Source organism: Bradyrhizobium sp. AT1, from assembly GCF_001590795.1.
Taxonomy (GTDB): Bacteria; Pseudomonadota; Alphaproteobacteria; order Rhizobiales; family Xanthobacteraceae; genus Bradyrhizobium.
On sequence record NZ_JXDL01000001.1, the window covers coordinates 6,662,998 to 6,671,471 of the forward strand.

General features: G+C 66.4%; 6 protein-coding genes and 1 pseudogene. All 7 read left to right on the forward strand.

Annotated features, from left to right (window positions below; genetic code table 11):
- Positions 1-68 precede the first annotated feature (68 nt).
- Positions 69-1,538, forward strand: coding sequence for a UDP-N-acetylmuramoyl-L-alanyl-D-glutamate--2,6-diaminopimelate ligase (locus SE92_RS30930; RefSeq protein ID WP_063202099.1), 1,470 nt, complete (start codon positions 69-71; stop codon positions 1,536-1,538).
- On the forward strand, positions 1,535-2,914 hold the full coding sequence (locus tag SE92_RS30935; protein ID WP_063202102.1) for a UDP-N-acetylmuramoyl-tripeptide--D-alanyl-D-alanine ligase: 1,380 nt from the start codon (positions 1,535-1,537) through the stop codon (positions 2,912-2,914). The genes SE92_RS30930 and SE92_RS30935 overlap by 4 nt, the downstream gene beginning before the upstream one ends.
- 153 nt (positions 2,915-3,067) lie before the next feature.
- Positions 3,068-4,171, forward strand: coding sequence for a phospho-N-acetylmuramoyl-pentapeptide-transferase (mraY, locus tag SE92_RS30940; protein WP_063202105.1), 1,104 nt, complete (start codon positions 3,068-3,070; stop codon positions 4,169-4,171).
- 7 nt (positions 4,172-4,178) lie between these two features.
- Complete coding sequence (murD, locus tag SE92_RS30945; RefSeq protein WP_063202106.1) at positions 4,179-5,576, forward strand: UDP-N-acetylmuramoyl-L-alanine--D-glutamate ligase; 1,398 nt, start codon at positions 4,179-4,181, stop codon at positions 5,574-5,576.
- A 2-nt stretch (positions 5,577-5,578) separates the two neighbouring features.
- Positions 5,579-5,974: a hypothetical protein gene (locus SE92_RS30950; protein ID WP_063202109.1), complete on the forward strand. Its 396-nt coding sequence runs from the start codon at positions 5,579-5,581 to the stop codon at positions 5,972-5,974.
- Between the two features lie 224 nt (positions 5,975-6,198).
- Entirely contained in the window at positions 6,199-7,350 is a 1,152-nt protein-coding gene (ftsW, locus tag SE92_RS30955) for a putative lipid II flippase FtsW (RefSeq protein ID WP_063202112.1), read from the forward strand.
- Between the two features lie 155 nt (positions 7,351-7,505).
- Positions 7,506-8,474, forward strand: a pseudogene (locus SE92_RS30960) (UDP-N-acetylglucosamine--N-acetylmuramyl-(pentapeptide) pyrophosphoryl-undecaprenol N-acetylglucosamine transferase); the annotation flags it as partial.

The following is an 8,474-nucleotide window of genomic DNA, read 5'->3' on the forward strand; positions in this document are numbered from 1 at the left end:
CGCCGCGGCTGAGTCGGGATTTTCTACCCGTATTCGGCTTTCCGGCAGGGCATGTCGACTGGAAGACCATGAAGCTGCGCGACCTCTTAGGCCAAGATCTGTTGGGCGATGCCGCGATCGAGTCCGCTGTCGCCGCGCTCGAGGTGACCGGGCTCGCGCTCGACAGCCGCGTCGTCAAGCCGGGTGATCTCTTCTTCGCGCTCGCCGGCAGCAAGACCGATGGCGCGCGCTTCATCGACGCCGCGATTGCCGCGGGCGCGGTCGCCGTCGTCGGCGACCATGCGCCTCGCGGTGGCAAGGTGCCCTTCATCTGCGTTGCCAATCCACGCCGGGCGTTGGCACTGGCCGCGGCGAGTTTCTTTCCCGCCCAGCCGGCGACCATCGCGGCCGTGACCGGCACCAGCGGCAAGACCTCGGTCGCGGCCTTCACACGCCAGATCTGGGAGCGGCTGGGGCATGCCTCCGCCAGCATTGGCACCATCGGCCTCGTCTCGCCCAAGCGCACGGTGTACGGCTCGCTGACGACGCCGGACCCGATCGCGTTGCACAAGCAGATCGACGAGATCGCGCGCGAGGGCGTGACGCATCTCGCTTTCGAGGCATCCTCGCACGGCCTCGATCAGTATCGCCTCGACGGCGTGCGCGTCTCCGCCGGCGGCTTCACCAATCTGTCGCGCGACCACATGGACTACCATCCGACCGTTGCGCATTACCTCGCAGCGAAACTCCGCCTGTTCCGCGAGCTTGTGCCGCCGGGCGGAGCTGCGGTGATCTCGGCCGATCATGATTGCTCGGCGGAAGCGATCGATGCAGCAAGATCGCGCGGCCTGCGCGTGATGGCGGTGGGCCGCAACGGCGACGGGACGGGCGAGGGCATTCGTCTCACCGAAGCCGTGGTCGAAGGTTTCTCGCAAAAGCTGACGCTCGAACATCGCGGCAAGCGCTATGCGATCCGGCTGCCGCTGGTCGGCGAATTCCAGATCGAGAACGCGCTGGTGTCGGCGGGTCTTGCGATCGGGACCGGCAGCGATGCGGCCAACGTTTTCGCAAGCCTTGAGCATCTCGAAGGCGCCAAAGGACGACTCGAGCTCGTCGGCGAGCGCAATGGCGCGCCGATCTTCGTCGACTACGCGCACAAGCCCGATGCGCTCGTGAAGGCCCTGCAGGCGCTGCGTCCCTATGCCAAGCGCAGGCTGGTCGTCGTGTTCGGCGCCGGCGGTGACCGCGATGCCGGCAAGCGTCCGATCATGGGCGAGATCGCGGCCGAGAATGCCGACGGCATCATCATCACCGACGACAATCCGCGCAGCGAGAAGCCGGAAGCGATCCGCGCCGCGATCCTCGCCACCGCCAAAGGCGCCCGCGAGATCGGCGACCGTGCTGCAGCGATTCGCGCGGCGATCGAGGAGTTGCAGGAGGGCGATGCGCTGCTCGTCGCCGGCAAGGGCCACGAGACCGGGCAGATCGTCGGCGGCCAGACGCTGCCCTTTAGTGATCACGAGGCGGTCGCCGCCGCATTAGCGTCGAGGATGGCATGAGCGGGCCAATATGGACGGTTGCCGAGGTCGCGCGCGCGCTGGGCGCTGCCGGATCGTTCCCGGACACCCCGATCGACTTCGTCACCCAGGACAGCCGGCTGGTGAAGCCGGGAAGCCTGTTCGTCGCGCTGAGCGGCACGCCGAGCGGCGGCTTCGTCTCGGCCTTCGCCAGCGCGCGCGACGGCTGGGAGTTCGCGGACAAGGCCGAAGCTTCGGGCGCGGTCGCGATGATCGTCCCGCACGAGATCGCGGGCATCCGCATTCCCCAGATCGTCGTCAAGGACACGCTGATCGACGGCCTCTGGGGCCTCGCACGCGCCGCGCGCGCGCGGTTCAACGGGCCGGTGATCGGGCTGACCGGCAGCGCGGGCAAGACCAGCACCAAGGAATTTCTGGCGGCTTATCCGAACGCCTATGCCAGTCCCTCCAGCTTCAACAATTTCTGGGGCGTGCCGCTGACGCTGTGCAATGCGCGCACCGATGCCAGCCTCTGGGTCGTCGAGATGGGCATGAACCAGAAAGGCGAGATCGCGCGTCTCAGCGAATTGACCCAGCCGACGGTGGCGCTGGTCGTCAATGTCCAGCCCGTGCATCTGGAAAAGCTCGGCTCGCTCGAAGCCATCAGGCACGAAAAGGTGTCGATCGCGCTCGGCCTGCCCGAGGACGGCGTACTGGTGCTGCCCGCCGGGCTCAAGGCGTCGGAATGGAAAGGCAAGGTCGTGCGCTTCGGCGAGCATGCCGAGGTGCATGAGGTCGCGCACGCGCCGCACGGTGAGAGCTGGCAGGTCGTCGCCATGATCGGCAAGAAGGAGCTCGCCTTCAGCCTGACGCCGGGCGCGCCGCACCGCGTGCAGAATGCGCTGGCCGCGCTCGCCGCGATCCGTGCGGCCCATCTCGATCCCGCGACGCTCGCGATCAAGCTCGATCGGGTCGGCATCATGACCGGCCGCGGCGTTGAGCAGACGATCGGCGGTATCACCGTGATCGACGACAGTTTCAACGGCAATCCGGCCAGCGTTGCTGCCGCGCTGCAAAGCCTGCAGGCGCGCAACGTGACCGGCGGCCGCCGCGTTGCGGTGCTGGGCGACATGCTGGAGCTGGGCGATGACGCGCCCGATTATCACACCGCCCTCGCCAAGCATCTCGATGGGATCGACAGGATCTACTGCGTCGGCCCCCTGATGCGCCACCTCTTTGATGCGCTCCCGGCCGGCAAGGGTCTCGGCTGGCACGACGATCCCGCCACGCTGAAACCGGGCGAGGTCGCGAGCCTGCTGCAGGCAGGCGATGTCGTGGTTGTCAAGGGCAGCAAGAAGATGTTCTGGGTCAACAAGTTTGTGCCGGGCCTGGTGGCCGCCTTGCAGGCAAAGGCGTAAACTGCTTGGAAGGCGCCGTTCCCGAATCTCAACCCTTTGCGGCGCGAAGCCGTCCGGTTCTCCAAAAAGGCCGCACGACCCCGCGATGAAGACCAGCAAATGCGCGTGAGGCACGTCGATCGTGCGTTTCAAAGGCGCCATAGGACCGACTGAATGTTTTACTGGCTGATCGAGCTCTCCAACACATTTCCGGGCTTCGGTGCCGTCCGCACCTTCCTGAACGTCTTCCGTTACATCACTTTCCGCACCGGCGGCGCCGTCGTCACCGGTGCGCTGTTCGTGTTCCTGTTCGGGCCCTGGATCATCGATCATCTGCGCATCCGCCAGGGCAAGGGCCAGCCGATCCGCAGCGACGGTCCGCAATCGCATCTCGCCAAGAAGGGCACGCCCACCATGGGCGGGTTGATGATCCTGTCCGGCCTCACGGTCGGCACCGTGCTGTGGGCCAATCCGCTCAATCCCTATGTCTGGATCGTGCTGGCGGTGACGCTCGGCTTTGGCTTCGTCGGCTTCTATGACGACTATCTCAAGGTGACCAAGCAGACCACGACCGGGTTCGGCAGCAAGCTGCGCCTCCTGATCGAAGCGGCGATCGCGCTGGTGGCCTGTTACGCCCTGGTGCGGCTGAACCGCGATCCCGCCTCGACCGCGCTGACGATTCCTTTCCTCAAGGACACCGTACTGCATTTCGGCTGGTTCTTCGTCATCTTCGGCGCTTTCGTCATCGTCGGCTCCGGCAACGCGGTGAACCTCACCGACGGTCTCGACGGCCTCGCCATCGTTCCCGTGATGATCGCGACCGCGAGCTTTGCGATGATCGCCTATCTCGCCGGCAACGCCGTGTTCGCCGAATATCTCCAGATCAAATATGTCGCCGGCACCGGCGAACTCGCGGTGCTGTGCGGCGCGCTCCTGGGCGCCGGCCTCGGCTTCCTCTGGTTCAACGCGCCGCCGGCCTCGATCTTCATGGGCGACACCGGTTCGCTCGCGCTCGGCGGCATGCTCGGTGCCATCGCGGTCGCGGTGAAGCACGAGATCGTGCTCGCGGTGATCGGCGGCCTGTTCGTGCTGGAGGCGGTCTCCGTCATCGTGCAGGTGGTCTCGTTCAAGCTGACGGGCAAGCGCATCTTCCGGATGGCGCCGATCCATCACCATTTCGAGCAGCTCGGCTGGACCGAGCCGCAGATCGTGATCCGGTTCTGGATCATCTCGGTGATGCTGGCGCTCGCCGGCCTGTCGACGCTGAAGCTGCGGTGACCGCTCGATGATCCCGGTCACATCCTTCGCCGGCAAGACCGTCGCGGTGTTCGGCCTCGGCGGCTCCGGGCTCGCCTCCTGCCACGCGCTGAAGGCCGGCGGCGCCGAGGTGATTGCCGCCGATGACAATGCCGAGAATGTCGCCAAGGCCGCGCAGGCCGGTTTCATCACCGCGGATTTGCGCAACGTGTCCTGGGCGAATTTCGCCGCGCTTGTGCTCGCGCCTGGCGTGCCGCTCACCCATCCGGTGCCGCATTGGAGCGTGCTGAAGGCGCGCGAAGCCGGTGTCGAGGTGATCGGCGACATCGAGCTGTTCTGCCGCGAGCGGCGCCGCCACGCGCCGAACGCGCCGTTTGTCGCCATCACCGGCACCAACGGCAAGTCGACCACGACGGCGCTGATCGCGCATCTGACCAAGGTCGCCGGCTACGACACCCAGATGGGCGGCAATATCGGCACCGCGATCCTGTCGCTGGAGCCGCCGCGCATGGGCCGCGTCCATGTCATCGAGATGTCGTCCTACCAGATCGACCTCACGCCTTCGCTCGATCCCTCCGTCGGCATTTTGCTCAATGTCAGCGAGGACCATATCGATCGTCACGGCACCATCGAACATTATGCCGCGGTGAAGGAGCGCCTCGTTGCCGGCGTGCAGGATGGCGGCACCGCGATCGTCGGCGTCGATGACGGCTTCTGTCGTGACATCGCCGACCGGCTCGACCGCGCCGGCAAGACCGTGGTGCGCATCTCCGTCAAGAACCCGCTGGCATCAGGCATCCATGTCGAGCACGGTCATATCGTGCGCACGGCGGGCGGCGCGCGCAACGAGGTTGCAAAGCTCGGCGGCATCGGTTCGCTGCGCGGCCAGCACAACGCGCAGAATGCGGCCTGTGCCGCCGCCGCCGCGCTCGCGATGGGTATCAGCCTGGAGGTGCTGCAAAACGGCCTGAGTAGCTTTCCAGGCCTTGCGCATCGCATGGAGCAGGTCGGCCGCCGCGGCAACGTGCTGTTCGTCAACGATTCCAAGGGCACCAACGCGGATGCCACCGCGCATGCGCTGTCGTCCTTTGCCGACATCTTCTGGATCGCCGGCGGCAAGCCCAAGGCGGGCGGCATCACTGGCCTCACCGGCTACTTCCCGCGCATCCGAAAGGCCTATCTGATCGGCGAGGCCGCGCAGGAATTTTCCGCCACGCTCGGTGGTGTCGCGCACGAGATCAGCCAGACGCTGGACGTTGCCGTCGCGCACGCCGCGCGCGATGCGGAAGCATCAGGCATCACCGATGCCGTCGTGCTGCTGTCGCCGGCCTGCGCCTCTTTCGACCAGTATCGCAATTTCGAGATTCGCGGCACCAAGTTCCGCGAGCTGGTGCAGGCGCTGCCGGGCGTGAAGCCGGTGGTGTGAGGATGTCGCGGCGACGCTGGATCGCGTTGATCGCCGTTGTGCTTGTCGTCGCAGGCTTTCTCTTCGTTGTGCTCGCCGACATCATCATGAACGGATTCGGCGCGTGCCGCGTCGTTCGCCAGCGCGCATTCGCCTCGCCCAGCGGCAGCCAGCTGGTCGTCGTGGTCTGGAAGTCGTGCGGAGCCACGGTGCCCGACAGCACGCAAGCGAGCATCATCGCGCGCGGCCGGACGTTTTCGCCCGAGAGCACGCCGACCTTCGTCAGCGTGCGCGGGCATCTCGAACCTGTCGTCGTCTGGAGCAGCGAGCGGGCAGTCAGGGTCGGGTTCATTCCCGGACCTGACCAGATTTACAAGCGCGATCCGCGCGCGGGCGATGTTGCGGTCAATTACGAATAGGGCAGATCCGCAAGGTCTCGCGTTCCGGACGCGGTGCGGCACGAAGTGGCGCTCCGCAGAGCCGGGACCCAGAAGCCGCTGGGCCCCGGCTCTGCAGCGCATCGCCGGGAGCGCTGCGCTGCGTCCGGGGCACGAGACTGTGCACAACTTCATCCACTTCCTTAACCCTGCGGTAACCAACCTCGGCGACCAATGGGCGGACCTCTGTCCGAAAGCGGCCGCTCATGCTCTCCCGTGAAGAACGCACCCCCTTTTCCGAGTGGTGGTGGACCGTCGACAAGCCGCTGATGGGCGCCATTTTGGCGCTGATGCTGACCGGCGTGATCCTGTCGCTGGCGGCGAGCCCGCCGGTCGCGACCCGCATCGGGCTCGATCCCTTCCATTTCTTCAGCCGCCACGTGATGTTCCTGCTGCCATCCTGCCTGGTGCTGCTCGGGGTGTCGTTCCTGTCGCCGCGATCGATCCGCCGCTCGGCGCTGATCATCTTCACCGCCAGCATCGTCCTGATCGTGCTCACGCTCGCGATCGGCCCGGAGGTGAAGGGCTCGCGGCGCTGGATCACGCTGCTCGGCGTCAACATCCAGGCGTCCGAAATCGCAAAGCCGTCCTTCGTCGTCATCGCGGCCTGGCTGTTCGCGGAATCGACCAAGCGGCCTGAGATGCCGGCGACCACGATGGCGCTGGTGTTGCTCATGATGCTGGTCGCGCTGCTGGTGATGGAGCCGGATTTCGGGCAGACCATGCTGATCCTCATGGTGTGGGGTTCGCTGTTCTTCATCGCGGGCATGCGCATGATCTGGGTGTTCGGGCTGGCAGGCCTCGGCGCGGCCGGCCTGTTCAGCGCCTATCTGTTCGTTCCGCACGTCGCGGGACGCATCAAGCGCTTCATGAACCCGGCTTCCGGCGACACCTTCCAGGTCGATACCGCCATGGAGGCCTTCTACAACGGCGGTTGGTTCGGCCTCGGGCCGGGCGAGGGCATCGCCAAGCGCAGCCTGCCGGACAGCCATACCGATTTCGTGTTCGCGGTCGCGGCCGAAGAGTTCGGCATCATCCTGTGCGTTGCGATGCTGGCGCTGTTCGCTTTCGTCGTCATCCGCACGCTGTCGCGCGCTTATGCCAATGAAGACATGTTCTCGCGTTTTGCCGCCTCGGGTCTAGCGATCCTGTTCGGCGTGCAAGCCGCGATCAACATGTCGGTGAACCTCCAGCTCATTCCCGCCAAGGGCATGACGCTGCCGTTCATCTCCTATGGCGGCTCCTCGATCGTGTCGCTGGCATACGGCGTCGGCATGATGCTGGCGCTGACGCGGCTGCGCCCGCGCACCGAGGTGGAAGCCAGCGGCCACGCCGAGGCGATGCGCAGTTACGCGTAAGGCGTCATAGCGAGGAGCGTGTAGCCCGGATGGAGCGGAGCGCAATCCGGGATTCCATCCAAGCGGCGAACCCCGGATTACGCTTCGCTCCATCCGGGCTACGGACTTTTCGCTTCGCTCGCAATGACAGGAAAGACCTTGTAAAAGGCCTATCCATGGACAATTCCCCCCTGATTCTTCTCGCCGCGGGCGGCACCGGCGGCCATCTGTTTCCGGCCGAGGCGCTCGGCGTCGAGCTGATCCGGCGCGGCTATCGCGTCCGCCTCGTCACGGACGAGCGCGCGCTGCGCTATAGCGGGCTGTTCAGCAAGGACATGATCGACGTCGTGGCCAGCGAGACCGCGCGGGGCCGCAATCCGTTGCAGCTCGCCTATGCCGGTCTCACTCTCGTTGCCGGCACGCTGTCGGCCTACGCGCTGATCAAGCGCCTGAAGCCGGTCGCCGTCGTCGGCTTCGGCGGATATCCGACTCTGCCGCCGCTAGTCGCCGCGAAATTCGCCGGCGTGCCCGGCATCATTCATGATGCCAATGCTGTGCTCGGCCGTGCCAACCGGTTCCTGTCGAGCCGCGTCCGCGCCATCGCGACGTCGCTGCCGGGCGTGCTCGACCGCGATCCCGCGCTCTCAGGCAAGACCACCACGGTCGGCACGCCGATGCGGCCCGCCGTCCTCGCAGCCGCCGCCGTGCCATATGCTGCGCCCGAGGTGAACGGCCCGCTGCGCCTGCTCGTGGTCGGGGGCAGCCAGGGCGCGCGCATCATGGCCGACATCGTGCCGGGCGCGATCGAGCGGCTGGAGCCCGCGCTGTGGAGCCGGCTGATCCTCACCCAGCAGGTGCGCGACGAGGACATGAGCCGTGTCCGCGCGGTCTACGACAAGCTCAAGATCAAGGTGGAGCTCGCGCCGTTCTTTACCGATCTGCCGGCGCGGCTTGCCGCCAACCACCGATCGTGTCGCGCTCCGGCGCCGGCACGGTGGCTGAGCTCGCGGCGATCGGCCGGCCCTCGATCCTGGTGCCGCTCCCGGGCTCGATCGACCAGGACCAGTTCGCCAATGCCGGCGTGCTGGTCAAGGTCGACGGCGCGATCCGTATCCCCCAGACCGAGTTCAGCTCAGACCGGTTGG

Coding starts and splice junctions, on each gene's coding strand:
- SE92_RS30930 (WP_063202099.1), top strand. CDS start 69: ATGAAGCTGCGCGACCTCTTAGGCCAAGATCTGTTGGGCGATGCCGCG.
- SE92_RS30935 (WP_063202102.1), top strand. CDS start 1,535: ATGAGCGGGCCAATATGGACGGTTGCCGAGGTCGCGCGCGCGCTGGGC.
- mraY (WP_063202105.1), top strand. CDS start 3,068: ATGTTTTACTGGCTGATCGAGCTCTCCAACACATTTCCGGGCTTCGGT.
- murD (WP_063202106.1), top strand. CDS start 4,179: ATGATCCCGGTCACATCCTTCGCCGGCAAGACCGTCGCGGTGTTCGGC.
- SE92_RS30950 (WP_063202109.1), top strand. CDS start 5,579: ATGTCGCGGCGACGCTGGATCGCGTTGATCGCCGTTGTGCTTGTCGTC.
- ftsW (WP_063202112.1), top strand. CDS start 6,199: ATGCTCTCCCGTGAAGAACGCACCCCCTTTTCCGAGTGGTGGTGGACC.